Genomic DNA, 24,147 nt, shown 5'->3' on the forward strand with positions numbered 1-24,147 from the left:
GCTAGAGGCGCGAGGGCCGCAACCGATAACGACGCACACTCTTGATTAGTCCGAAACAATACTGCTAAATGATACTCCGGAAATTGAGTATCGAGATGGGATCGGAGGTGGCCCATGCTGGCGCGCCACATCGCCCGGAGGACAGCGGAGTCCCTGGTCAGCCTGGCCGGAGCTGCCCTTCTCGTGTTCGTCGTGGTGCGCGCCGCACCCGGCGACCCAACCGGCAACCTGCTGGGGCCGCTGGCGACCGACGAGCAGAGGGCCGTCCTGCGCGCGGACCTCGGGCTCGACAAGCCGCTGCTCACCCAGTTCGGCATCTGGATCCGCAACGTGCTGCACGGCGACTTCGGCACCTCGATCTCGCAGAACCGGCCAGTGCTGCCGGTGCTCGGCGAGGCGCTCGGCACCACGCTGATGCTGGCCGGTCTCGCCACCGTCTTCGCCCTGCTGATCGGCCTGGTGCTCGGCAACCTCAGCCGCCGCAGGCCCAGGGCACTGCGGGGCGCGGCGGACGTAACCGAGGCCGTGCTGCTCTCGGCGCCGCAGTACACCGTGGCGCTGATCCTGCTCATCGTCCTGTGCGTCACGATCCCGGTCTTCCCAGCCGGCGGCCTGATCACCGACGCCGGGCCGTCCGTCCTGCTCAGCCACCTCACGCTTCCCGCGATCGCCCTGGCCCTGCCGCCCGGCGCGATGATCGCCCGGTCGCTCAAGACCGCGCTGGCGGACCCGGGCGTCGCCGAGCTTGCGGCGGCGCTGCAGGCCCGCGGCGTAGCCCCGGCCGCTGTCGCCGCCCACCTGCACCGCAACGCCCTGCCGGCGGTGCTCCCGGTGACCGGCCTGCAGATCGGCACCATGCTCGGCGGCGCCGTCTTCATCGAGACGATCTTCTCGTTGCCAGGGCTGGGCAGCCTCGCGCTGCAGGCCATCGGCCCGCGTGACTACCCCCTGCTGCAGGGCGTGGTGCTGCTCGTGGCAGCCATGTTCATCGGGGTCATGTTCGTGGCCGACGTGATCGCGGCTGCCGTCGACCCCCGGATCCGGAAGGCGGCGGCCCGATGACGGTCACCCGACCCGCGCAGGTCACATCCACACCCGCTCGGCCCGACCGGTTCCGCCGGCGCACACTCTTCGCACGGCTCACCCCGGGCGGCCGGCTGGCGCTGATCCTCATTCTCGCGCTCGCCGCCGTCGCGATCGTCGGCCCGCTCGTCTCGCACGCCGACCCCTATGCGGCCGAGGCCGGCCGTCGCCTGCTGCCGATCGGCTCCGACGGGCACCCGCTCGGCACCGACGCCGAGGGCCGCGACATGCTCACCCGGCTGATGTATGGCATGCGTACCTCGCTGATCGCTGCCGTCACCCCAGTGCTGCTGTCGCTGGCGATCGGCGTCGCGGTCGGCCTGCTGGCCGGGCTCGGCGGCCGCATCGTCAACGCGATCGTGATGCGCCTGCTCGACGTCACCTTCGCCTTCCCCGCCGTGCTGCTCGCGCTGTTCCTGGCCACCGCGCTCGGCCAGGGCCTGCGCACCACGATCATCGCGCTGACCGCGGTCTGGATCCCGCCCACCGCGCGCATCGCGGCCGGCGAGATCGCCCGCATCCGCGAGCTCGACTTCGTGACCGTTGCCCGGGTCAGCGGCGCCGGTCCGGTCAGCGTGGCGCTGCGCCAGATCACGCCGGCGATCCTGCCCGGCGTGCTCGCCTGGTCCACCTCGCTGGTGGGCGGGTCGATCGCCATCGTCGGCGGCCTCGGCTTCGTCGGGCTCGGCGCGCCATCACCGCAGGCCGAGCTGGGCTCGATGATCAAGGACATGCAGTCGGCGGTCTACACCGATGCGGTGTTGGCCCTGCTGCCCGCCCTCGTCACGCTGCTGCTGGCGCTGCTCTTCCCCCTCTTCGGCGACGCGCTCGGACGTGCGCTCGCGGGACGGAGGCCTGCATGACCGCCCTGCTCCAGGCCCGGGACCTCGGCGTCTCGTTCCGCTACGGCACGCGTACGTCACAGGTCGTCCGCGACGTCTCCCTCGACATCGCGGAGCGGTCCGTCCTCGCCGTGCTCGGCGAGAGCGGCAGCGGCAAGACCATGCTCGCCCGCACGCTGATCGGCCTCGAACCGGCCGGCGCCGAGGTGCGCGGGAGCGTCGAGTTCGCCGGCAGGCCGACCCGCCCGGCCAGGCCGGCGGCACGTCGCCGGCTGCTGGGCCGCGAGATCGGCCTGGTGTCGCAGGACCCCGCAGCCTCGCTGGACGCGATGCGCACGGTCGGCGCCCAGCTCGCCGAGGTGCTGCGCCGGCATGAACGCCTCGACCGCCGCGCCCGGCGCGACGAGGCCGTGCGGCGCCTGGAACAGGTGCACATCCGCCACCCCGAGCAGGTCGTTCGCAAGTACCCGTCCGAGCTGTCCGGCGGCATGCGCCAGCGGGTCTCGATCGCCCTCGCGCTCTGCGGCCGCCCCCGCCTGCTGGTCGCCGACGAGCCGTCCAGCGCCCTGGACGCGATCGTCGGCGCCCGGGTCGTCGACCTGCTCGACGAGCTCCGCCGTACCACCGGCACCTCGATCGTCTTCGTCACCCACGACATCGCGGTCGCCGCTCGGATCGCACACGAGCCGCAGGACCGGGTCGCGGTGATGCTGCACGGCCGGTTCGTCGAGCAGGGTCCGGCGGCCGAGGTGCTCACCCGCCCCCGCCACGCCTACACGGCAAGCCTCCTCGCCGGCGAGCCCTCCGCGGCGATCCCACGCGGCAAGCTGGCGACCGTCCCGCGCGAGCTGCGCGACGCCGACTGGGGCCCGCTGCGGCAGGTCGCCGACCACCACTGGGTCTGCGAGGAGGCTGCATGACGATCATCGAGGTCGCGCACCTCACCCAGCGGTTCGGCGCCACCCTGGCGCTCGACGATGTGTCGCTGACGGTCCACGAAGGCAGGACGGTCGGCATCGTCGGTGAATCCGGCAGCGGCAAGTCCACGCTCGTGCGCGCCGTCCTCGGCCTCCAGCGCCCCGACTCGGGCACGCTGCACGTCCTCGGCCGGCCCGTCGACATGGGCCGCCGCATGCCCCGGGACCTACGCCGGGCCGTACAACTCGTCCCGCAGGACCCGAAGCACACGCTCAACCCCGCACGGACCGTCCGCAGCTCGCTCTGGTTCCACATGGCGGCGCAGGGGATCCCGCGCTCGGAGCGGCAATCCCGTGCGGCCGACGTCCTCGCGATGGTGGCCCTGACCCCCGAGTACCTCCACGCCTATCCCAACGAGCTCTCCGGCGGTCTCGCCCAGCGGATCGCGATCGCGCGGGCACTGCTGGGCGATCCGAAGATCCTCGTCTGCGACGAGGCGGTTTCCGCCCTGGACAAAGGCGTTCAGGCGCAAGTGCTCAACGTGCTCTCCGACCTGCAACGCGAACGGCGGCTCTCGATCGTCTTCGTGAGCCACGACCTCGCCGTCGTCGAGCACATGTCCGACGAGATCACCGTCCTGCGCTCGGGACGGGTGGTCGAGTCCGGACCGACCCTCGACATCCTCCGCGACCCCGCGGACCCCTACACAGCAGAACTTCTCGCAGCTCGTCACGCCACCTCCCCGGCCTGAACGGAGAATCATGCGCCTCAGAACAGCGGGTCTCGCTTGCACCGCGCTCGCAACCGTCTTCGCCCTTGGCGCCTGCGCGGGCGGCGACGGCGGCTCCCCGACGGACAGTCAGGTGCTCCGAATCGGCTCGAGCATGCCGTCCTTCCCCAACCTCGACACCGGTGGCATCACCAATGGCGGGTATGAGGGCCAGCGACTGATCGGCAACAACATCTACGACGGCCTCACCCGCTGGGACGTGTCCGACACCTCCCGGCCCCGCAAGATCGGCCCCGGCCTGGCCACCGAGTGGAAGGTCAGCGCCGACAGCACGGTCTACGACTTCACCCTGCGCCAAGGCGTCACGTTCACCGACGACACCGCGTGGAACGCCGACGCGGCGGTCTACAACTTCGACCGGTACATGAACACGACGAACCCGGCCTACTCCGCCGCGGTGATCGGCAACTACCCGGTGCTGAGCCGGATCAAGTCGGTGGAGAAGACCGGCGACTACGGCCTGCGAATCACTATGAAACAGCCGTACGCCTACCTGGTCGACGATCTCTACAACGTCTACATGGCGAGCCCGACCTCGCTGAAGAACAGCGGCGCCCAGGGCCAGTCGCAGCACCCGGTCGGCAGCGGCCCGTTCAAGTTCAGCTCGATCAGCTCCCAGGAGCTCGTGCTCGACAAGAACGACAAGTGGTGGGGCGGCGCACCCAAGCTCAACAAGATCACCATCACGCTGCTGCCGGACAACTCAGCCCGCTCCGCCGCACTGCGCGCCAAGCGGGTCGACTGGATCGAGGGCGCCGACCCCGACGACCTCGCAAGCCTGAAGTCGGCCGGCTTCGTCACAACCCAGAAGGAGTTCGACTGGATCTGGGGCTGGGTGCTCGACGTGTCCAAGAAGCCGTTCGACAACGCGAAGGTCCGCCAGGCGCTCAACTACGCCATCGATCGCAAGACCATCGCCGACGACCTGCTGCTCGGAACGGCGGTGCCGGAGACCCAGACCGTGCCGGAGGCCAACCCGGCGTACGACGCGAACGACAACATCTACACGTACGACTCGGACAAGGCCAGGCAGTTGCTGACCGAGGCCGGCTACCCGAACGGCTTCTCGTTCAGTCTCGGCTACATCTCCTCCGGCTCCGGCACGATGAAGCCCAAGGCCATGAACGAGGCACTCCAAGCCCAGCTCGCCAAGGTCGGCGTCAAGGTCAACCTCGTGCCTACCGACTTCTCCGTCATGATCACGTCGATCTGGGTGAACAAGAAGATCCCGGCCGACTGGGGCGGCTACAACGCGCCGTTCAGCATGGGCAACTTCTCGGAGTGGGGCAGCTTCAACTTCGGTTGCGACGGCCAGTCGGTGTCGCACTACTGCAACCCCAGCGCCCAGAAGCTGATGGACCAGGCCCAGACCACGGCCGACGACACCGCGCGCCTGGGCCTGCTCACCCAGGCAGCCCGCATCGTGACGGCTGATGCCCCCTGGCTCTACGTCGTCAACGACACCGCCCCACGCGCCATGACCAAGGCCGTGACCGGCTTCGAGCAGCCCATGTCCTGGTGGATCAACTTCACCACGATCTCGATGTCCTGATCCGACCGGAGGAAGGGAGACACCCATGGCGGACAAGACCGCTCTGGTCGTCATCGACATGCAGAACGGCTTCTGCTGGCGCCCGGAGGGCGGCCTGCAGGAGAAGATGGGCTGGCCGGCCCTGATCAACGTCCCGGCCGTCGTCGAGCACAACGCGGCCCTGATCGCGGCCGCCCGCGAGCGTGGCGTCCCGGTCGTCTACGTACGCTACGAGACCCTACCGGACATGCTCAACGCCATGCGGATCCACCGCGAGGCGGCGGCCGCGGTCGGCCTGCCCGCCGGCACGTCGTTCGCAATGGAAGGCAGCGAGGGCGAGATCGTCGCCGAGATCGCTCCGCAGCCCGGCGACTACGTGGTCAGCAAGACCCGCTGGGACGCCTTTCTCTATACCAACCTTGAACCGCTGCTGGCCGGCCTCGGTGTGGTCAACCTCGTCATGTCGGGCGTGCTGACCAATGCCTGCGTCGAGACGACGGCCCGCGCCGCCCTGCAGCGCAACTTCCGGGTCTGGGTCGCGAAGGACTGCGTCACCAGCGAGACCGAGCAGCTGCACGAGAACGCCCTGCTGAGCATGAGCAGCCTCGGCGCGGTGATCGCGGACGGCAAGCAGGCCCTCGATGAGGCGACGGCCTGATGTCGCACAGCACCGATTTCTACATCGACGGCGCCTGGGTCACCCCACTCGGCCCTGACCGCATCGAGGTGGTCAACCCCGCGACCGAGCAGGTCGCGGGGGTGGTCGCCCAGGGCACCGCCGCCGATGTCGACCTTGCCGTCGCCGCCGCCCGCCGCGCCTTCGAGACCTGGGGCCGAACGACCCCGGACGAGCGGATCACCTTCCTTTGTGCGGTGATCGACGGCTACACGGCGCGCCTCGACGAGGTCGCGGCCACCATCAGCGCCGAGATGGGCGCGCCCATCACGTTCGCCCGGCAGGCCCAGGCCGCCAGCCTCATCGGACAGTTCGAGCGGGCGATCGAGACCCTCCAGCAGTACGAGCTGGCGACGCCGCTGTCCGGCACGGTCACGATACGGCGCGAGCCGATCGGCGTCGCCGGGCTCATCACCGCCTGGAACTGGCCGCTCAACCTCATCGCCGGAAAGCTCGCGTACGCGCTTGCCGCCGGCTGCACTGTTGTGCTCAAGCCCAGTGAGATGGCGCCGCTGTCGGCGATGCTGCTGGCCGAGGTGATCGACGAGGCCGGGCTGCCGCCCGGTGTGTTCAATCTGGTCAACGGCGACGGCGCGACGGTGGGACAGAGCATCTCGGCGCATCCCGACGTCGACATGGTCTCGTTCACCGGCTCGACCCGGGCCGGGATCCTGATCGCCAAGGCCGCAGCCGACTCGGTCAAACGCGTCCACCAGGAGCTCGGCGGCAAGTCCGCCAACATCATCCTGCCCGACGCCGACCACGAGCAGGCGGTCGCGGCAGGGGTACGCCGGGCGTTCAAGAACTCCGGGCAGTCCTGTCAGGCGCCCACCCGCATGCTGGTGCACCGCAGCCGGTACGACGAGGCCCTCCGGTACGCCCGCCAGACCGCGGAATCGATCCGCTACGGCGACCCGGCCGACCCCGTCACCGAGATGGGCCCGGTCGTCTCCGGCGCCCAGTTCGAGCGGGTGCAGTCGATGATCCGAAGCGGCATCGAGCAGGGCGCCAGGGTCGTCACCGGCGGGCTGGGCCGGCCATCCGACGTCGGCACAGGCTGGTTCGTCCGGCCGACGATCTTCGGCGACGTCGACAACAGCATGACGATCGCCCGCGAGGAGATCTTCGGGCCGGTGCTGCCGATCATCGCCTACGACACCGAGGACGAGGCCGTCGCGATCGCCAACGACACCCCGTACGGGCTGGCCAACTACGTCCAGAGCGCGGACCGCGAGCACGCCCTCGCGCTGGCACCGCGCCTGCGCTCCGGGCGGGTCTACATCAACACCATGGACGCCACCGAGACGGCGCCGTTCGGTGGCTACAAGCAGTCCGGCAACGGCCGTGAGGAAGGCGAGTTCGGCCTCGAGGAGTACCTCGAGACGAAGGCCGTCATCACCGGCTGAGCGGGGAGAGACATGAAGTACACACGCATGGGCCACTCCGGCCTCGAGGTGTCCCGGCTCAGCCTGGGATGCATGGGCTTCGGCCACGCGGACAAGGGCACCCATCCGTGGACGATCGGACTCGACGAAGCTCGCCCGATCGTGCGGGCCGCCCTGGACGCCGGCATCACCGTCTTCGACACGGCGAACATGTACTCGCACGGCACCAGCGAGCAGATCATCGGCACACTGCTCAACGAGTTCGGCGTACGCAACGACGTGGTGCTCGCGACCAAGGTGTACGTCCCGATGGGGCCGGGACCGAAGGGCCGCGGCCTGTCCCGGGCGGCAATCTTCGCCCAGGTGGACGCCAGCCTTCGCCGCCTGGGCACCGACCACATCGACCTCTACCAGATTCACCGGTACGACCCTGACGTGCCGATCGAGGAGACGATGGAGGCGCTCAACGACCTCGTTCGATCCGGCCGGGTCCGCTATCTCGGCGCGTCCTCAATGTTCACCTGGCAGTTCGCCCGCGCCCAGTACCGGGCCGCAATGCACGGCTGGACCCGGTTCATCGCCATGCAGGACCAGTACAACCTGCTCATGCGTGAGGAGGAGCGGGAGATGCACCCGTTCTGCCTCGCCGAGGGCATCGGAGTGATGGGCTGGAGCCCGCTCGCCCGCGGTCGGCTCGCCCTGGAGTGGGGCGCGGTCAGCGAACGCATGGAAACCGACGAGTACGGCAAGACCCTCTACACCTTCGACGAGGAGTCCAACCGGGAGATCGTCGACGCCGTCGGCCGGATCGCCGGCCACCACGGCGCCAGCCGTGCACAGGTGGCCCTCGCCTGGACCCTGCACCAGCCGGCCGTCAGCACCTCGATCGTGGGCCCGACCCGGCCCGAGCACCTCACCGACGCGCTCGGCGCCCTCGACCTCGTCCTCTGCGACGAGGAGCGCAAGCAGCTCGAGGCGCCCTACACGCCGCGGCTGCCCGTCGGTTTCTGACTACTGAGGAGTCACGCATGACACGCAACCATGCGGGCGCGAGCCTGCGCGGACCCGCTGACCTGGTCCTGCTCAACGGCCGGATCACCGCCGGCGGTCACGGCCCGGCGGCGGTCGAGGCGCTCGCGGTCCGCGGCGACCGTATCGCGGCGACCGGAACCGCCGACGAGATCGGCGAACTGGTCCAGCCGCACACCACGGTGGTCGATCTCGGCGGGCGGCGCGTCATCCCGGGCCTGTACGACTCGCACATCCACTTCGTGAGGGCTGGGCGCGCCTGGATCGACGAGGCCCGCTGGGACGACGCCAAGTCCGTCGAGCAGGCCCTGGAGATCATCCGCACAGCGGCCCGCAATCGCAAGCCGGGAGAGTGGATCACCGTACTTGGCGGCTGGCACCCGTTCCAGTTCGCCGAGGGCCGGGCACCGTCGCGAGCCGAGCTCGACGCCGCCGCGCCGGACAACCCCGTCTACGCACAGGAGATCTACACCAGGGCCACGCTCAACACGCCGGCCATGCAGATCTGCGGCGTCACCGCCGAGGACGGCGTCATCAGCGGCATCCCGGAGTTCAACCACTGCCTGCGGTACACCATGATCGATGACGTCGAGCGGGAGGTCCGCTCCACCCACACCCTGGTCGCCGAGCTGGCAGCGCTCGGCCTGACCGGCGTGGTCGACATGGGCGGCCGATCCCGGATGGGTGTCGACGCCTACCGCGGCCTCCACGAGCTGCACCGCCGCGGCGGCCTCGACATACGCGTCCGGCTCTACACCCACGTCTTCGGCGACGACGAGACCAGCGAGTTCGACAACACGATGGCATACGTCCGCCCGGGGTTCGGCGACGATCTGCTCCGAGTGGTCGGCGTCGGCGAGATCATGAGCCACTCCTGGTACGACGCCGACGGCCTCGAGGACCTCGTGCTCTGCGCCGAACACCGCGCCGAGCTCCGCGAGATGACGCTGCGCGCGATCGACCGTGGCTGGGCCATCAACATCCACGCGGTCGGCGACAGCGCGATCCGCCAGATCCTCGACGTCTGGGACACCATCCCGCGCTCGCAGTTCGCGGCGGCCCGGCGGATGTCCTTCTCGCACGCCGACTTCGCCAGTGAGGACACCCTCAAGCGAATCCAGAGCTTCGGGTTCGGCATCACCGTGCAGCACTGGATGTCCACCGGCGCCGCCGATCTCGCCGCCCGCCTCGGCGCCGAGCGGGTGCGCCAACAGCCCAAGCTTCGGACCATGCTCGACCTCGGGCTGCCGTTGGGCGCCGGCACCGACGCGATGGTCGCCGCTCCGGCCAACCCCTGGCACGCGCTGCACTGGCTGGTCACCGGCATCAACGGCGGCCGCGGCCCCTCCCGCACGCACGAGCAGCTGCTCACCCGGGAGGAGGCGCTGCGGGCCTACACCGTCGGAAGCGCCTGGATCGGGCTCGACGAGACGAGAACCGGCGTACTGCGCCGCGGCATGAAAGCCGATCTCGCCGTGCTCAGCGACGACTACTTCAAGGTCCCCGACGAGCAGATCACCGCCATCACCTCCGAGCTGACCCTGCTCGACGGCCTCCCCAGCCACGAGGGCCAGGCGTTCGCCGGCCTCCGCTCCACCCTCGACTCCTGATCAGAGAGGAACCCGCATGCCCGTCAGGATCCGCAACACCATCGTCCACACCGAGGACCTCTTCGAGGAGGAAGACCGCGTCCTGGACACGCCGTGGCGCACCGCGGTCGTCGCCGCCGTGATCGAGAACCCCTGGTACGGCACCGGCACCGACGGCGATCTGTCCGCGGGGCTCGAGATCGGCGAGGAGCTCGGCGTGCACCTGGCCGAGGCCCTGTGTGCCGCGCTCGGCGGCCCCGACCAGGTGCAGGCCTACGGCAAGGCCGCCGTCGTCGGCCTCGGCGGCGAGGTCGAGCACACCTCCGCCATCATCCACACGCCGCGGTTCGGCAAGGGCGCACGCTCGGTGATCGGCTCGACCGGCCTGATCTACTCCACCAACAGCCGGGGCCCAGCCGGCGCGATCATCACCGTTCCGATCACCCACCGCGACGACGACGCGCTCCGCGACTACTACATGTCGTTCGACATCGTCCCGGCCGAGTCGCCGGCCCCCGACGAGATCGTCATCGCCCTCGCCGGGGCCACCGGGCCGCGGCCGTTCGCCCGCCTCGGCAGCCGCGCCCAGGACAAGGTCGCCATGGACGCCGAAGCTCGCATGCTCGAAGGAGCGACCCAATGACTGCCCCGTTCTCCGTCCGCAAGGTCGTCGTCCTCGACAACACCGCCCGCTACGAGGCCGGACGCCCGATCAAGGGCGACCCGTGGCGCACCGTCGTCGTCGCTGCCGTCGTCAAGAACCCCTGGTACGGACGTGGCTACGTGGCCGACCTCGACCCCGAGGTGCGCGAGTGGGCGCCCGCGGTCGGCCGGCTCATCGTGCCCCGCCTCATCGACGCGTTCGGCGGCCACGAGAACATCGAGTCGTACGGCAAGGCCGCCCTCGGCGGTGACGGCGCCTCGATCGAGCAGTCCGCCGCGCTGATCCAGACGCTGCGGTTCGGCAACGTCCTGCGCGACCTGGCCGGCGGTGAGACGTACATGACCTCGACGTGCAAGCGGGGGAGCTGCGGTGCGCCGGTGACCGTGCCGCTCGGGCACAAGAACCAGCCGCGCTGGCGCTCGTTCAACGCCACGACGGTCGTCACCATCCCCGACGCCCCGCGCTCCGACGAAATCGTCGTCGCTGTCGCCGGCTCCGACGCGGGACGCCCGTTCGCCCGCCCGCCAGGTATGGACGCCGACGAGGGATCACTGGTCCGCGCATGAGCGAAAAGTACGAAGCGGGCATGGCCGTGCGGCGGGAGGTGCTCGGCGACGCGTACGTCGACCGGGCTCTGACCAACGCGACCGAGTTCTCCGCCGAGCTCCAGACGTTCGTCACCGAGTACTGCTGGGGTGGCGTCTGGACCCGCGACGGCCTCCCGCGCGCCACCCGCAGCCTGCTCAACCTGGCGATGATCACCGCGCTGAACCGGCCGCACGAGCTGCGCGCCCACGTCATCGGCGCGCTCCGCAACGGCTGCACCGAGGAGCAGATCCGCGAGGTGCTGCTGCAAGCCACCGTCTACTGCGGAGTCCCGGCGGGCGTGGACGCCTTCCGAGTCGCCTCGGCGGCCATCACCGAGCACACGAAAGAGAGCAAAGCCCCATGACCCGCAAACGCGTCCTCATCGCCGGTGAGTCCTGGACCGTCCACAGCATTCACCAGAAGGGATTCGACAGCTTCACGACGACCGAGTACGAGGAGGGCGTGGGCGCCCTGCGTGACGCGCTCCTCGAGGGTGGCTGGGACGTCGCCTACCAGCCGTCGCATGTCGCGGCCACTGACTTCCCCGCCACGCCGGAGGAACTCGGGGCGTACGACTGCGTGATCCTCAGCGACATCGGCGCCAACACGCTGCTGCTGCACCCGCGGACCTTCAAGTACGCCGAGGCGCAACCCGACCGTCTTGCCGCGCTGCGCGAGTGGGTCGCCGGCGGGGGTGGGCTGATCATGGTGGGTGGCTACCTGACGTTCCAGGGCGTCGACGCCAAGGCCCGCTACCACGGCTCGCCGGTCGAAGAGGCCCTGCCGGTCACGATGTCGCCGTACGACGACCGCGTCGAGCGGCCCGCCGGTGTCCTGCCCGAGGTGACCCTCAAGGACCACGAGGTCGTTGCCGGGCTCGACGCGACCTGGCCGGCGCTGCTGGGCTACAACGCTGTCACGCCCAAGCCGGAGGCCGAGGTGCTGGCGACCGTCGGCACCGACCCGCTGCTCGTGGTCGGGCATCACGGGGCCGGGCGCTCGGTGGCCTTCACCTCGGACTGCGGCCCGCACTGGGCGCCGCACGAGTTCCTCTCGTGGACCGGCTACAACCGGCTCTGGCAGCAGATGGCTGCCTGGAGTATCGGGGCCTGACGCTCCTGGGATGCCGGACACCGCTCGCCGGCAGTTCCGGCATCCCTCCAAGAGCTGCATCTCGGGGTGCCGGAGCTATGCCAGGGCGCTTCGGATCTGCTCACGGACCAGCGCAGTGTCCAGGCCGCGGACGGTGAGTGTGGTACGCCGCCGCACGACGTCCTCGACGGTGGCGGCCCACTCCCGGTCGCGGGCGTAGGCCACCTGCGCCCAGATGTCGGGACCGTCGGGGTGGACCCGTTCGGCGAGTGCCGGGTCGTCACGGATCAGCTTCGCGAGGTCGAACGCGACGGATCCGTAGTGTGAGGCGAGGTGCCCGGCGATGTCGGGCGCGAGGGCGACGCTCCGTTCGGGCTCCGATCGGAGGCGGCGGGCGACCGCGTCGGCGTTGGCGAGTCCGGGCAGGGGGACCGTCCGTGGCCCGCGGGCGATCGTGGCCCCGAGCGGACGGCCGGGCAGCCTGGTGAGCGCATCGAAGACGACCCTGCCGATGTGCCGGTACGTGGTCCACTTGCCGCCGGCGACCGACAGCATGCCGCCGCGTCCCCGGGTGAGCACGGTTTCCCGCTTGGCCTCGCTGACGTCGCCCGCACCGCCGGGCAGCACCCGCAGACCGGCGAACGCATAGGTGATGTCCTCGCGCCGGAGCTGGTGGTCGGCGACCGCGTGGCCGGCCTCGTCGAGGATCTGCCGGATGTCGGCGTCGGTGACCGCGACGGCGGCCGGGTCGTCGTCGTACGGCTCGTCGGTCGTGCCCAGCAGAAGGTGGTCCTCCCACGGGATCGCGAACGAGACGCGGTACTTGTCGATCGGGATCGTCAGCGCGGCCTGCCAGGCCTCGGCCCGGCGGAGCACCAGGTGCGCGCCCTTGGACAGCCGGACGCTCGGGGCTGCGGCCGGGTCTTCCAGCCGGCGCAGGTGGTCGACCCACGGACCGGTCGCGTTCAGCACGAGCCGGGCGTTGACGCCGAACTCGACGCCGTCGATCTGGTCGCGTACATCAGCGCCGGTGACCCGGCCCTGGGTGGTTCGCAGACCGACGACCCGGGCGTGGTTGAGGACATCGGCGCCGGCGGCGACCGCCGCCTGCACGGTCATGACGGCCACCCGGCTGTCGTTCATCTGGTGGTCGCCGTAGACGGCGGCCGCCCTGAGGCCGGTGGTCCGCAGCGCCGGAACCCGGTCGGCTGCCTGCCGGGGGGTGATGACACGACCCAGGCCGTCGCCGAACGCCGACAGTGCCGAGTACAGGAACACACCGGCGCCGAGTTTCGCCGCGCCGTGCGGACCGCCACGGTAGATCGGCACCAGGAAGGTCAGCGGTTTGACAAGGTGGGGCGCGACGTCCGAGGCGAGGGTGCGACGTTCGCGGTGGTTCTCGGTGACGAGTCTGACGTTGCCGGTCTGCAGGTAGCGCAGGCCACCGTGGACGAGTTTGCTCGAGGCGCTCGACGTGGCTCCGGCGAAGTCGCTGCCGTCGACCATCGCCACCCGCAGCCCGGATTGCGCCGCCATCCAGGTGACGGCGGTGCCGAGGATGCCCCCACCGATGACGAGCAGGTCGTAGGTGCTCTGGGCGAGTTCGGCGCGGGTCTGTGCTCGTCCGGAGAGCGCGGCGATGGGCATGGTGGTCTCCTGTGGGCGGTTCTGGCCGGCAATGCGGCGGGTCGACGTTTCGGGCTCAAGCGTGGCTAGGCATCGATCCAGTCGAGGGTTCGCCGCACCGCCTTGCGCCAGTTGTGCAGTTCCCGGCGGCGCGTCTCCTCGGTGATCACCGGCAGCCATTGACCGGCCCTGTGCCAGTTGGCGCGCAGGCTGTCGAGGTCCGGCCAGTAGCCGACCGCCAGGCCGGCGGCGTACGCCGCGCCGAGGCAGGTCGTTTCGGCGACCACCGGGCGTACGACCGGCACCGCGAGGATGTCGGCGAGGTTCTGCATGAGCAGGTTGTTGATGGTCATCCCGCCGTCGGCCCGCAGGGTCGTGATCGGCACGCCGGAGTCGGCGTTCATCGCCTCGACGACGTCGTACGTCTGGAACGCCGTTGCCTCCAGTGCCGCCCGGGCGAGGTGTCCCTTCGTGACGAAGGCCGTCAGGCCGGCGATGACGCCGCGGGCGTCGCTGCGCCAGTGCGGGGCGAACAGTCCGGAGAATGCCGGAACGAAGTAGCACCCACCGTTGTCCGCAACGGTGCGGGCCAGGGTTTCGACCTCAGACGCTGTGGAGATCAGGCCGAAGTTGTCCCGGAGCCACTGCACCAACGACCCGGTCACCGCGATCGCGCCCTCGAGCGCGTACGTCGCGGGCTCATCGCCGATCTGGTAGCCGACGGTCGTGAGGAGGCCGTGCTTCGACCACACCGGTTCCGGGCCGGTGTTCATCAGCAGGAAGCTGCCCGAGCCGTACGTGCTCTTGGTCGCGCCCGGTTCGAAGCACGTCTGGCCGAACAACGCGGCCTGCTGATCTCCGAGCGCGGAGGCCACCGGCACGCCGTCGGTGGTGTACCCGTACACCTCGGCCGACGGGCGGATCTCCGGAAGCATCGCGCGCGGAACGCCGATCACATCGAGCATCTCGTCGTCCCACTGCAGGGTGTGCAGGTTCATCAGCATGGTGCGGCTGGCGTTGGTGACGTCGGTGACGTGCCGTCCCGTGAGGTTCCAGATCAGCCAGCTGTCGATGGTGCCGAACAGCACGTCGCCCTGCTCGGCCCGCTCACGCAGGGCGGGCGTCTCGTCCAGCAGCCAGCGGATCTTCGGGCCGGAGAAGTACGTCGCCGGTGGAAGGCCGGCGCGTTCGCGGAACAGTTCGGCATGGCCGGCCAGTTCGTGCAGCAGCGTGTCGGTGCGGGTGTCCTGCCAGACGATCGCGGGCGCCACCGGGCGCCCCGTCCGGCGATCCCACAGCACCGTCGTCTCCCGCTGGTTGGCGACGCCGAGCGCGACGAGCTCGCCCGGACGCAGACCGGCGCCGCTGACCGCGTCGGCCAGCACGGCGGACACCGCCTGCCAGATCTCGTCCGCGTCGTGCTCGACCCAGCCCGGTCGGGGATAGATCTGGCGGTGTTCGCGCTGCGCGACGGAGACGATGTTCCCGCGGTGATCGAACACGATGCACCGGCTCGACGTCGTTCCCTGATCGATCGCCGCAATGAACTTCTCGGCTGGCAAGAGCGACCCCTTCCGCCATCATCGTTCGGCAATGCCGAACGCAGGTTGGATGGTATGCGGTTGTCCCCAGGTGTCACAAGGACGCGGGAGTGTGATCTCGTCAGCGGGCGAAGTCGCGCGAGATCGCCCGCGCGGCGTCGCGGACGTAGGACAACGCGGTCAGCTGGAGGTCGCCGCCGCTGGTCAGCCGCTCGACCGCGCCGCGGATGCCGATGGCACCGACGATCACGCCCCGCTGGTCCTTGATCGGGGCCGCGATGCCGACCTCGCCCTCCTCGAACTCCTCGAGCTCCGCGGCCCAGCCACGGCTGCGGATCTGCTCGAGCTCGGTGTCGAGGACGTCGACGTCGACGATGGTGGCCTTGGTGTAGGCGGACAGCGGTGTGGTGAGCTCCCGGTACGGGTCGAAGGCGAGCAGCACCTTGCCGACCGCGGTGGCGTGGACGGGCAGCAGCGTGCCGATCTGCAGCGTCTGCAGGGAGTCGTCCGGCCTGAAGACGTGATGGATGACCAGCACCCGTCCCTCGTGCAGCGTGCCGATCCAGACGCTCTCACCGCTGCGGCCCGCTAGGGCGTCGGCCCAGTTCGTCGAGCGCGAACGCAGCTCGTTGACGTCCAGGTAGCTGCTGCCCAGGTGCAGCAGCGTGCCGCCGAGCCGGTACTTGCCGGTGGTGACGTCCTGCTCGACGAAGCCGACGTGCACGAGCGTCCGCAGGATGCCGTGCAGGGTGCCCTTCGGCAGGTCCATCGCGCGAGCCAGCTCCACGACGCCCAGCTGGCGCCCGCCCGAGGCGAGCAGCCGCAGGATCGCCGCGGCACGCTCCACCGACTGAATCGTCTCGCCCACACCGGTAGCGTACCGCGCGTTCGACATTGCCGAACCTCGGCATCGGTGTCGTCACGGTGGTCACCGGGTCGGACCACGAACCGGCGCCGGTCCGGTCGACTCGCGGACGAGCAGGCGCGGCTCGTCGGGGATGGTCACGTCACGAGGGGGCGCTCCGTCGAGCTGGGCGACGAGCGCGTCAACGGCCGCGGCGCCCAGCTCCAGCAGGGGCAGGGCGATCGTGGTGATCGTGGGCACGGTGAAGCCGGCCGACGGGAAGTCGCCGTACGCGATCACCGACATCTCCTCGGGGACGCGGATCCCCGCGTTGGTGAGGAATCGGATGACACCGATCGCCTGGACCGGAGAACTGGTGAAGACCGCGGTCGGTGCCATGTCGAGCAGGGTCCTTGCGGCGGCGAAACCCGTCGCCTCGGTGAAGCCGCCGAACTGCGTCGGCAGCAGCGGGAGGTCCCGTGCGGCGATCGCGCGCTCGAACGCGGCGACCCGGTCGGCGCCGCCCTCCACCTCGGCCGGTCCGGCGAGATGGGCGATGCGCCGGTGTCCGAGGCCGACCAGGTGCTCCACCGCCAGTTCGCCGGCCCGGCCGACGTTCATGGTGACGTTGCGACCCGAGCCGGCGACCGCGCGGTTGACGAACACGTGTGGAAACGACGACTCCCGCAGGCCGTCCACGAGCGGATGGCCCGGGACGGCGGAGCCCATGAGCAGCCCGTCGACCCGGCCACCGTCGAGGAGCGAGCGCCCGGCCGGCTGCTCGTCGAAGTCCTCGGCGAGCAGCGCCAGGTATCCGTGCTCGGCGGCGCGGCGGTAGGCGCCCCGGGCGATCGTGATGTACGGCGGGTTGTCGATGGAGGGCGCGATCAACGCCAGAGCCATGGTCCGCGACCTCGCCAGTGCCCGGGCACCGGCGTGCGGCTCGTAGCCGAGCTCCCGTGCCACCTCGATGATGCGCTGGCGGGTCTCCGGACGTACCGCCACGGTCGGGTCGCCGTTGAGCACCCTCGAGACGATGCTCTTGGTGACGTCCGCCGCCGTCGCCACGTCGATGAGGCGCACTCGCTCAGGCTGGGCCCCCTTCACCTGCCGTCTCCTCCACACGCTGGCGTCACTGATCAGTCCGAGACGTTAGCGTAGCTATGGCGGCACCTGCAGAGCGTTCAGGCCGCCGTCGATGACGATGCGCGCGCCCGTGAGGGTCGGAGCGCGGCCGGCCGCCAGGAAGCTGACCAGCTGCGCGATCTCCTCCTGGGCCGTCGGCTCGCCGGCCGGGATGCGCGCCCGGCGTCCGGCCGCCTCCTCGTCGCTGATCTGATGCCACCGGTTGCTCCAGATGTAACCGGGGGCGATGGCGTTGACCCGGATTCCCCGCGGGGCCAGGTCGACCGCCAGGCTGCGGGTCAGGCCGTCGACCGCGGCCTTGCTGGCGTTGTACGCCGTCCGGCCGAGAATGGCCCGTTCGCCGGCGAGTGAGGAGATGTTCACGATGACACCGCAGCCGGCGCGGGCCATCTCCCGCGCGGCGAGCACCGAGCACAGGTGCGTGGCGAAGAAGTTGACCTCGAACACGTCGCGGAGGAACCGTGGCTGCTCCAGGAGCACGTCGTCGCCGCCCACGCCCAGGTGGGCGGCGTTGTTGACCAGGATCCCCGGCGCGAGCCCGCGGGCGACCAGCCCGGCGAAGCCGGCCTCGATCGCCTCGGGATCGGCGAGGTCGAACCCGACCGAGTGGACCTCGGCACCCGGGACGTCGGCGGCGATCCGCGCGGCGGCCTCCGCCGCGACCGCTTCGTCGATCCCGTGGACGATCACGGCCGCTCCGTCGGACGCGAGCTGCCTGGCGATCGTGTGGCCGAGGTTGCGGGTGGCACCCGTGACGAGGGCGAGCCGGGTCAACGTTCCTCCTTCGCGTGCAGCGTCACCTGGTCGTCCGGACGGATGTCGGTGAGGGCGCCGCTGTAGTGCCGCAGGTCGTGGCGGACGTAGGGGTACCGGGCGATGGCCTCGAGGTCGATCCGCACGCCGAGCCCGGGCGAGTCCGGAATCTCGGCCATGCCGCCCGCCACGACCGAGCCTTCGACGGCGATCTCGGACCGCCACGGCACGTCGGTCGCCATCGTCTCCAGGTAGGTGAAGTTCGGGGTGCAGGCGGCGAGCTGCAGCGTCGCCGCGTTCGCCACCGGGCCCGAAGGGTTGTGCGGTGCGAAACCCACCTGCCACAGCTCGGCCAACGCCCCGATGGTGCGGGTCTCCCAGATGCCACCGGCGTGGGACACGTCGGGCTGCACGACGTCGGCGCAGCCGCGTTCGAACACCTCGCGGAACTCCCATCGGGTGTACAGCCGCTCGCCGAGCGAGATCGGCGTCGAGGTCTGCTCCCGCAGCCAGGCGTAGTTCGCCAGGTTTCCGGGGATGAGCGGCTCCTCGAGCCACAGGACGCCGAGCGGTTCCAGGGCCCGGGCGACCTGTCGGGCCGCCGGCAGTTCGAAGCGGCCGTGCGCTTCGATGATGATGTCGGCCTTGCCGGCGACGGCCTCGCCCACCGCCTCGACCGTCGCCATCGCGGTGCGCAGCTCGGCGGGCGTCAGGGTGCGGAAGGCCGACCCGAAGGGGTCCCACTTGAGCGCCCGGTAGCCCCACTCGACCGCCTCGTACGCCTTCGCGGCGAACTCCTCCGGGTGCCTGGCCCCGGCGAACCAGCCGTTGGCGTAGCACTGGACGGAGCCGCGGAGCTTGCCGCCGAGCAGTTGGTGGACGGGCACGCCGAGCGCCTTGCCCTTGATGTCCCACAGCGCCATCTCGACGGCGGACAGGGCGCTGGTCAGCACGGGGCCGCCACGCCAGTACGCGTCGCGGTAGGCGTCCTGCCACCAGCCCTGGATGTTGCCGAGGTCGCGCCCGGCCAGCCCGTGGCGCAGTGCCAGGACCGCCGCCTCGACGGTGTGCTCACGGTACTCGAGCGTCGCCTCGCCCCAGCCCTCGATCCCGTCGTCGGTGTCGAGCTTCACCAGGACCCAGTTCGTGCGGTACGCGTCGCAGATATACGTCGTCAGGGATCGGAGCTTCACCGGTACCGCCACGACCCGTCGAGTTCGGCGACGACCGACGCGTCGGTGAGGACGACCGGGTAGTCCGTCAGCGGCAGCCGGTACCTGATGCCGCGGGTGCGCCAGTCGGTGCGGTCCGGCACACCGGTGGGGTCGGTCGGCTGGTCGACCGCATAGACCTCGCCGGTGAGCAGGTCCAGCAGCACCGGCCGGTCCAGGGTGAGCCGGTCGTCCCACCACAGCTCCACGTCGATCGTGGCCGGCCGCGCCCGCTGCTGCGGATCCTCGGCCAGCCAGTAGGCGAACAGCGGCGCGCCGTCCCGCTCGAAGGTGGCGACATACGGCGCCGCCATCAGCGTCGAGCGCTGGGGCTCGGCGGGATCGCGCTCGGTGAACAGGCACATGAGCTCGGTGCGGCGGGTGCGCTCGTCGAAGAGATGACACACGCGGCGGGCGACCTCGAACGAGTACTTCGGCTCGTAGCTCCCGCCGTGGATCAGGCCCATCATCACCGGCGCGTTGACCTTGTCACCGGCCTGACGGTACGGGCGCTCCATGAGGTCCGCCGCGTGGAAGTAGAAGACCTTGTCGAAGCCCACCTTGAGGTCGACCAGGAACCTGCGGGCGATCCACTTGGCCTGCACGACCTGGTCCATCGAGTACATCCCGAGCCAGTCGTCGTGATGGCCGGACAGCTGCGAGGGGCAGCCGTTCTCACCCTGGTACAGCGCGATGCGGCGATCCGGCGAGTGCTCGTCGAGGACGCGGCGCAGCACGTCGTGCATGTTCTGCAGATTGTGCTCCGGGACCATCTGGTACGGATGGAACGAGAACGCGTCGATCGCATCGGCGAGCCCCGCACGCAGCGCGTCGACGAGAAAGGCGGGGTCGGCGAGCGAGGTCGCGCCGCCGATGATCGTGGCGTCGGGGATCTCGGCCCGCACGGCGCGGGCGGTGATGCGCGTGAGCTCGGCGTAGTCGCGGCCGCTGACCGGTCCGGCCTGCCAGAACTGGGGGATGTTGGGTTCGTTCCACACCTCCCAGTGGCTCACCCGGCCGCGGTAGTGTGAGGCCAGGGCTTGCACGAACGCCGTCCAGGCCGGGACCGCCTCCGCGTAGTAGACGGGCACGTAGCCGACCGCGGACTCGTGCGGCACGTCCGGCATGTACAGCTCGTTGCCGAACGTGACGCTGAACATCGTCGCGACCCCGGCCGCTGCGAGGCTGTCGACGATCTCGTCGAGCCAGGCGAAGTCGTACCGGCCCCGCTCGGTCTCGCAGCGGCTCCATCCGGTCTGCACGCGGGCCCACTTCGCCCCGAGCCGCGACAGGTGCGGATACACCGACTCGGCGGTGAACATCTTCCGGTCGAGGGTTTCGAAGCCGATGCCCAGTCTGGAGGAGGCGATCGCCGTCGTGGGTCGCGAGATCTCGACCCGGCCCAGAGGCCGGACCCCGTCGAGCGGGGGGAGCTGTTCGCGCACGAGCGCGGCCACGTCCTGGGCCTCGATCTGGGCGGCTGGTGTCGTCATGGAGTCTTCGATGTCCTTCGTTGTGCGGTGCGGCGGTTACTTGCCGATGCCGGCGGTGAGGCCCTGGATGATCTGCCGGGTCGCGAGGATGAACAGGACCAGCAGGGGAATCGTCGTGATGACCAGGCCCGCGAACAGCGATGCCCAGTCGTTCTGGTACTCCCCGAAGAAGGTCGTGAGGCCGACGCCGAGGGTGTAGTTGTCGCGGGAGCGGAGCATGACCAGCGGCATCAGGAAGTCGTTCCAGATCGGCACGAACCGGAAGACCACCACCGTCGCGATCGCGGGCCGCACGAGCGGCACCATGACGCGCAGGAAGACGGTGAAGTGGCTGCCGCCGTCGAGGAGGGCCGCCTCCTCCAGTTCGCCGGGCAGCTGCCGGAAGAACGAGACGAGGACGAAGGTGGTGAACGGGATGCCGTTGGCCGAGTAGATCAGGATGAGGCTCAGCGGCGAGTCGATCAGCCGCAGCCCGTCCATCAGGTAGAACATCGGCAGGATCGCCAGCATGAAGGGGATGAGCAGCCCGGACATGAACAGCCCCTCCAGCGCGTTGCGACCGAAGAACCGCCATCTGGCGATCGCGTACGCCGCGGGCAGTGACACGGCCGTGGAGATCGCGACGGAGCAGATCGTGATCAGCACCGAGTTCAGGGCGTACCGCCCGAAGGAGGCCTCCGTCCACGCGCTCACGTAGTTGGCCACGGTCGGATCGCTCGGGATCGGCCACGGGTCGGTGGCGATCTCCAGGTGGGTGCGGAAGGAGTTGAGCACCATCGTGAGCAGGGGCAGGACGCAGACGGCGGCGTACAGCCAGAGCACGATGCCGACGGCGACCGCCTGCGGGGTCCACCGCTTCCGCCGGGTGCGTGCCGGCGACGGGGCGCCCGGGGGCGCGGGTTCGACGGCATCGGATGCGAGTGCCATGTCGGTCACGACAGCCGGTCCTCCTGTGCGCGGATCAGACGCCGGCCGAGGACGGCGCCGCCCAGGATGAACAGGAACAGCAGCGTCGCGAGCGCCGAGGAGACGCCGAGCGCGTTGCTCGCGCCCGACTCGAACGAGACGCGGAAGAACAGCAGGCTCAGCACGTCGGTGCCCCCGGCCGGCGAGCCCGTCGCGCCGCCGAAGGCGTAGGGCAGCGTGAACGTCTCCATCGCACCGATGAACGTCAGGATCGACACGGTGCCGATCACCGGGGTGAGCAGCGGCAGCGTGACGTGGCGGAAGCGGCGCCAGCCGCCGGCCCCGTCGACGCTCGCGGCGTCGCCGAGCTCGGGCGGGATGGCCCCGAGCGCCGCGCCGTAGAGCAGGACGGGAAACCCGATCCACTGCCACACGCTGACGAGGATGAGCACCGGCAGGGCCGTGGACGGCTCCCCGAGCCACGACAACGCGAGCGAGTCGAGCCCGGCCGACTTGAGCGTGGCGTTGATCGGGCCGAAGTTGGGGGAGAGCAGCAGGGTCCAGAGATAGCCGACGACGAGCGGGCTCACGAGGTACGGAGTGGTGTAGAGCACCTGGAACACCCGCCGGAAGGGTCCGAGCTTGTGCAACTGCACCGCCAGGAACAGCCCGATCGAGTTCTGCAGCACGAGCGTGCCGGCGAAGATGGCGAGGTTGTGCAGGAAGGCGCGGGGCATCTGCTCGACGAACGGCTGCTCGGTGAAGAGCACCACGAAGTTGTGGAACCAGTTGAAGCGCACCAGGTTGGTGCCGCCCTGCCATTCGAACAGCGAGTAGCCCAGCGCGCTCGCCATCGGATAGAGCAGGACGACCCCGAACAAGGCCAGCGCGGGAAGGACGAAGAGCAGCACGACGATCGGTGGTGGCCGCCGCACGCTTCTGCTTGTCTTTGCCATGGAGGGCTTCTCCTGTGATGGGCGGAGCCCGGCCCGGCGAATGTACCCGCCGGACCGGGATACGACGTTCTACTCGCTCTTGAAGTCGCCCGGTTTGAACCAGGCGTCGATGCCGGTCTGGATGCTCTGTGCGGCGGCGGGGGGTGTGGCCTTGCCGAGCCAGATCTTCTGGACCTGCTCGCCCATCAGGTCGGTGCCCGACGGGGTGCCGTAGCGGAGGTAGGCGGCGCCGAGATACGCGGACGGCGTGCTCAGGTACCGCTGGTACATCTCGGCCAGCACCGGGTTCTTGAGCGTGACCCCGTCGCGGGCCGGGATGGTGCCCATGGCGTTGGCGTACAGGTTGGCGAACTCGGTGCCGGCGAGCCAGTTCAGCAGCTCGGCGGCCTCGGTCGGGTGTGCGCTGCGCTTGGCGAGCGCCCAGCCGCCGTCGGCGTAGCTGACGGTGACGCTCTTCGACGGCCAGTCGGCGTTGGCCGGCACGTCGAACGTCCCGTAGTCCACCTTCGCGCCAAGGTTGGCGAACGTCGTGACCTGCCAGGTCCCCGAGGGGAACATGGCGGCCTTGCCGGTCGCGAAGAGCGTGACCGCCTCGTCGAGGGTGACCGATGTGACGTTGTCGACGAGATACGGCTTCAGCTGCTCCATCAGGCCGATGGCGGCCACGTTGTCCGGGTCGGTGAGGTTCTTCTGGCCCCCGAGGAAGGCCTGCTGGAAGTCGCCGGCGCCACGGCGGGCGTTGCCGATGACCTCCGCCGCCAGCGAGATCTGCGCGGCGACGGCACCCGGGATGACGACGGGCGCGACGCCGGAGCCCTTGATCTTCTGGGCGGCCGAGACGAACTCGTCCCAGGTCTTCGGGACCGCGAGGCCCAGGTCGGCGAAGACCTTCTTGTTGTAGTACACCTGGGCGGTCTGGATGCCCTGCGGCACCGCGTAGAGCTTGCCGTCGGACTTCCGTTTGGCGCCGGTGAGCGCCGCCTTGCTGAACCCGCCCCAGTCCTTCACGACATCGTCGAGCGGCACGATGTTGCCGCTGTCGGCGAAGCTGGACAGCACGCCGTATGAGCGCAATGCCACGATGTCCGGGCTTCCGGAGCCGGCGAGCCCGGTGGTGAGCAGCGTTTCGTAGTTCTTGTCGAGCTGGGCGACCACCTCGACGTCGACACCTGGGTGGGCCTTCTCGAACGCGTCGATGATGCCGCCCTTCTTGAAGGCGGTCGCGGCCTCGTTGCTCCACGTCCACACCGTGAGGCGCACGGTACTGCTCGATGTTCCGTTCCCGCCGCCGCAGGCACTCATGAACACCGTCAAACTCATCGCAAGTGCTAACGCTGCGATGACCCTGCTACGCCGGGTTGCCCCCAGCGTGGATCGCTGTGCCGTCACGTTAACCCCCTGTCGGGTGATGACCTCCGAAGGAATCCTTAGAAAACCGATTTTCTAAAGGGATGTGCACACGCTAATGGGTCCGCAAAACTTGG

23 protein-coding genes are annotated in these 24,147 nt (G+C 69.9%); 13 read left to right on the forward strand and 10 right to left on the reverse strand.

Features of this window, described 5'->3' with window-relative positions; translation table 11 throughout:
- The first annotated feature begins 114 nt into the window (after positions 1 to 114).
- From ABZS66_RS19545 to ABZS66_RS19605, 13 genes are all read left to right on the forward strand, one after another.
- Positions 115 to 1,062 (forward strand): ABC transporter permease, encoded by a 948-nt coding sequence (locus ABZS66_RS19545; protein WP_354759468.1) that lies wholly within the window; start codon positions 115 to 117, stop codon positions 1,060 to 1,062.
- Entirely contained in the window at positions 1,059 to 1,946 is an 888-nt protein-coding gene (locus ABZS66_RS19550) for an ABC transporter permease (RefSeq protein WP_354759470.1), read from the forward strand. Before ABZS66_RS19545 ends, ABZS66_RS19550 begins: the two co-directional genes overlap by 4 nt.
- The gene (locus ABZS66_RS19555) at positions 1,943 to 2,845 is read left to right on the forward strand and encodes an ABC transporter ATP-binding protein (RefSeq protein WP_354759472.1); all 903 of its coding nucleotides are present in this window, start codon (positions 1,943 to 1,945) and stop codon (positions 2,843 to 2,845) included. Before ABZS66_RS19550 ends, ABZS66_RS19555 begins: the two co-directional genes overlap by 4 nt.
- A complete protein-coding gene (locus ABZS66_RS19560; RefSeq protein ID WP_354759474.1) occupies positions 2,842 to 3,594 on the forward strand; it encodes an ATP-binding cassette domain-containing protein in 753 nt (250 codons plus the stop codon). Before ABZS66_RS19555 ends, ABZS66_RS19560 begins: the two co-directional genes overlap by 4 nt.
- A gap of 112 nt (positions 3,595 to 3,706) precedes the next feature.
- A complete protein-coding gene (locus ABZS66_RS19565; RefSeq protein WP_354759476.1) occupies positions 3,707 to 5,185 on the forward strand; it encodes an ABC transporter substrate-binding protein in 1,479 nt (492 codons plus the stop codon).
- A gap of 25 nt (positions 5,186 to 5,210) precedes the next feature.
- The gene (locus ABZS66_RS19570; protein WP_354759478.1) at positions 5,211 to 5,822 is read left to right on the forward strand and encodes an isochorismatase family cysteine hydrolase; all 612 of its coding nucleotides are present in this window, start codon (positions 5,211 to 5,213) and stop codon (positions 5,820 to 5,822) included.
- On the forward strand, positions 5,822 to 7,246 hold the full coding sequence (locus tag ABZS66_RS19575) for an aldehyde dehydrogenase family protein (RefSeq protein ID WP_354759480.1): 1,425 nt from the start codon (positions 5,822 to 5,824) through the stop codon (positions 7,244 to 7,246). The genes ABZS66_RS19570 and ABZS66_RS19575 overlap by 1 nt, the downstream gene beginning before the upstream one ends.
- 12 nt (positions 7,247 to 7,258) lie before the next feature.
- On the forward strand, positions 7,259 to 8,236 hold the full coding sequence (locus ABZS66_RS19580) for an aldo/keto reductase (protein ID WP_354759482.1): 978 nt from the start codon (positions 7,259 to 7,261) through the stop codon (positions 8,234 to 8,236).
- A 17-nt stretch (positions 8,237 to 8,253) separates the two neighbouring features.
- Positions 8,254 to 9,864 (forward strand): amidohydrolase, encoded by a 1,611-nt coding sequence (locus ABZS66_RS19585; RefSeq protein WP_354759484.1) that lies wholly within the window; start codon positions 8,254 to 8,256, stop codon positions 9,862 to 9,864.
- A gap of 16 nt (positions 9,865 to 9,880) precedes the next feature.
- Positions 9,881 to 10,486, forward strand: a complete 606-nt coding sequence (locus ABZS66_RS19590; protein ID WP_354759486.1) for an amino acid synthesis family protein — start codon at positions 9,881 to 9,883, stop codon at positions 10,484 to 10,486.
- Positions 10,483 to 11,073, forward strand: coding sequence for an amino acid synthesis family protein (locus tag ABZS66_RS19595; RefSeq protein WP_354759488.1), 591 nt, complete (start codon positions 10,483 to 10,485; stop codon positions 11,071 to 11,073). The genes ABZS66_RS19590 and ABZS66_RS19595 overlap by 4 nt, the downstream gene beginning before the upstream one ends.
- The gene (locus ABZS66_RS19600; protein WP_354759490.1) at positions 11,070 to 11,459 is read left to right on the forward strand and encodes a carboxymuconolactone decarboxylase family protein; all 390 of its coding nucleotides are present in this window, start codon (positions 11,070 to 11,072) and stop codon (positions 11,457 to 11,459) included. The genes ABZS66_RS19595 and ABZS66_RS19600 overlap by 4 nt, the downstream gene beginning before the upstream one ends.
- Positions 11,456 to 12,208, forward strand: a complete 753-nt coding sequence (locus ABZS66_RS19605) for a glutamine amidotransferase (protein ID WP_354759492.1) — start codon at positions 11,456 to 11,458, stop codon at positions 12,206 to 12,208. Before ABZS66_RS19600 ends, ABZS66_RS19605 begins: the two co-directional genes overlap by 4 nt.
- A 75-nt stretch (positions 12,209 to 12,283) precedes the next feature.
- Here the strand turns inward: ABZS66_RS19605 and ABZS66_RS19610 are convergent, their stop codons facing one another.
- From ABZS66_RS19610 to ABZS66_RS19655, 10 genes are all read right to left on the reverse strand, one after another.
- Positions 12,284 to 13,834 (reverse strand): glycerol-3-phosphate dehydrogenase/oxidase, encoded by a 1,551-nt coding sequence (locus ABZS66_RS19610; RefSeq protein WP_354759494.1) that lies wholly within the window; start codon positions 13,832 to 13,834, stop codon positions 12,284 to 12,286.
- A gap of 65 nt (positions 13,835 to 13,899) precedes the next feature.
- A complete protein-coding gene (gene glpK / locus ABZS66_RS19615) occupies positions 13,900 to 15,375 on the reverse strand; it encodes a glycerol kinase GlpK (RefSeq protein ID WP_354759496.1) in 1,476 nt (491 codons plus the stop codon).
- 100 nt (positions 15,376 to 15,475) lie between these two features.
- A complete protein-coding gene (locus tag ABZS66_RS19620) occupies positions 15,476 to 16,222 on the reverse strand; it encodes an IclR family transcriptional regulator (protein ID WP_354759498.1) in 747 nt (248 codons plus the stop codon).
- A 60-nt stretch (positions 16,223 to 16,282) separates the two neighbouring features.
- Positions 16,283 to 17,281 (reverse strand): LacI family DNA-binding transcriptional regulator, encoded by a 999-nt coding sequence (locus ABZS66_RS19625; protein ID WP_354759500.1) that lies wholly within the window; start codon positions 17,279 to 17,281, stop codon positions 16,283 to 16,285.
- Between the two features lie 78 nt (positions 17,282 to 17,359).
- Positions 17,360 to 18,118 carry an SDR family oxidoreductase gene (locus tag ABZS66_RS19630; RefSeq protein ID WP_354759502.1) on the reverse strand — a complete coding sequence of 253 codons (759 nt, stop codon included), beginning with the start codon at positions 18,116 to 18,118 and terminating at the stop codon, positions 17,360 to 17,362.
- Positions 18,115 to 19,290, reverse strand: a complete 1,176-nt coding sequence (gene dgoD, locus ABZS66_RS19635) for a galactonate dehydratase (RefSeq protein WP_354759504.1) — start codon at positions 19,288 to 19,290, stop codon at positions 18,115 to 18,117. The genes ABZS66_RS19630 and dgoD overlap by 4 nt, the downstream gene beginning before the upstream one ends.
- Positions 19,287 to 20,801: a beta-galactosidase gene (locus ABZS66_RS19640; RefSeq protein WP_354759506.1), complete on the reverse strand. Its 1,515-nt coding sequence runs from the start codon at positions 20,799 to 20,801 to the stop codon at positions 19,287 to 19,289. Before ABZS66_RS19640 ends, dgoD begins: the two co-directional genes overlap by 4 nt.
- A 36-nt stretch (positions 20,802 to 20,837) precedes the next feature.
- Positions 20,838 to 21,728 (reverse strand): carbohydrate ABC transporter permease, encoded by an 891-nt coding sequence (locus ABZS66_RS19645; RefSeq protein ID WP_354759508.1) that lies wholly within the window; start codon positions 21,726 to 21,728, stop codon positions 20,838 to 20,840.
- 5 nt (positions 21,729 to 21,733) lie between these two features.
- On the reverse strand, positions 21,734 to 22,663 hold the full coding sequence (locus tag ABZS66_RS19650) for a sugar ABC transporter permease (RefSeq protein ID WP_354759510.1): 930 nt from the start codon (positions 22,661 to 22,663) through the stop codon (positions 21,734 to 21,736).
- A gap of 69 nt (positions 22,664 to 22,732) precedes the next feature.
- A complete protein-coding gene (locus ABZS66_RS19655; RefSeq protein ID WP_354759512.1) occupies positions 22,733 to 23,923 on the reverse strand; it encodes an extracellular solute-binding protein in 1,191 nt (396 codons plus the stop codon).
- Between the last annotated feature and the right edge of the window lie 224 nt (positions 23,924 to 24,147).

It is taken from the genome of Dactylosporangium sp. NPDC005572 (genome assembly GCF_040605515.1).
Taxonomy (GTDB): domain Bacteria; phylum Actinomycetota; class Actinomycetes; order Mycobacteriales; family Micromonosporaceae; genus Dactylosporangium.

Coding starts and splice junctions, on each gene's coding strand:
- ABZS66_RS19585 (WP_354759484.1), top strand. CDS start 8,254: ATGACACGCAACCATGCGGGCGCGAGCCTGCGCGGACCCGCTGACCTG.
- ABZS66_RS19605 (WP_354759492.1), top strand. CDS start 11,456: ATGACCCGCAAACGCGTCCTCATCGCCGGTGAGTCCTGGACCGTCCAC.
- ABZS66_RS19590 (WP_354759486.1), top strand. CDS start 9,881: ATGCCCGTCAGGATCCGCAACACCATCGTCCACACCGAGGACCTCTTC.
- ABZS66_RS19560 (WP_354759474.1), top strand. CDS start 2,842: ATGACGATCATCGAGGTCGCGCACCTCACCCAGCGGTTCGGCGCCACC.
- ABZS66_RS19610 (WP_354759494.1), bottom strand. CDS start 13,834: ATGCCCATCGCCGCGCTCTCCGGACGAGCACAGACCCGCGCCGAACTC.
- ABZS66_RS19545 (WP_354759468.1), top strand. CDS start 115: ATGCTGGCGCGCCACATCGCCCGGAGGACAGCGGAGTCCCTGGTCAGC.
- ABZS66_RS19645 (WP_354759508.1), bottom strand. CDS start 21,728: ATGGCACTCGCATCCGATGCCGTCGAACCCGCGCCCCCGGGCGCCCCG.
- ABZS66_RS19595 (WP_354759488.1), top strand. CDS start 10,483: ATGACTGCCCCGTTCTCCGTCCGCAAGGTCGTCGTCCTCGACAACACC.
- ABZS66_RS19555 (WP_354759472.1), top strand. CDS start 1,943: ATGACCGCCCTGCTCCAGGCCCGGGACCTCGGCGTCTCGTTCCGCTAC.
- ABZS66_RS19550 (WP_354759470.1), top strand. CDS start 1,059: ATGACGGTCACCCGACCCGCGCAGGTCACATCCACACCCGCTCGGCCC.
- ABZS66_RS19570 (WP_354759478.1), top strand. CDS start 5,211: ATGGCGGACAAGACCGCTCTGGTCGTCATCGACATGCAGAACGGCTTC.
- ABZS66_RS19575 (WP_354759480.1), top strand. CDS start 5,822: ATGTCGCACAGCACCGATTTCTACATCGACGGCGCCTGGGTCACCCCA.
- ABZS66_RS19580 (WP_354759482.1), top strand. CDS start 7,259: ATGAAGTACACACGCATGGGCCACTCCGGCCTCGAGGTGTCCCGGCTC.
- ABZS66_RS19650 (WP_354759510.1), bottom strand. CDS start 22,663: ATGGCAAAGACAAGCAGAAGCGTGCGGCGGCCACCACCGATCGTCGTG.
- ABZS66_RS19600 (WP_354759490.1), top strand. CDS start 11,070: ATGAGCGAAAAGTACGAAGCGGGCATGGCCGTGCGGCGGGAGGTGCTC.
- ABZS66_RS19640 (WP_354759506.1), bottom strand. CDS start 20,801: ATGACGACACCAGCCGCCCAGATCGAGGCCCAGGACGTGGCCGCGCTC.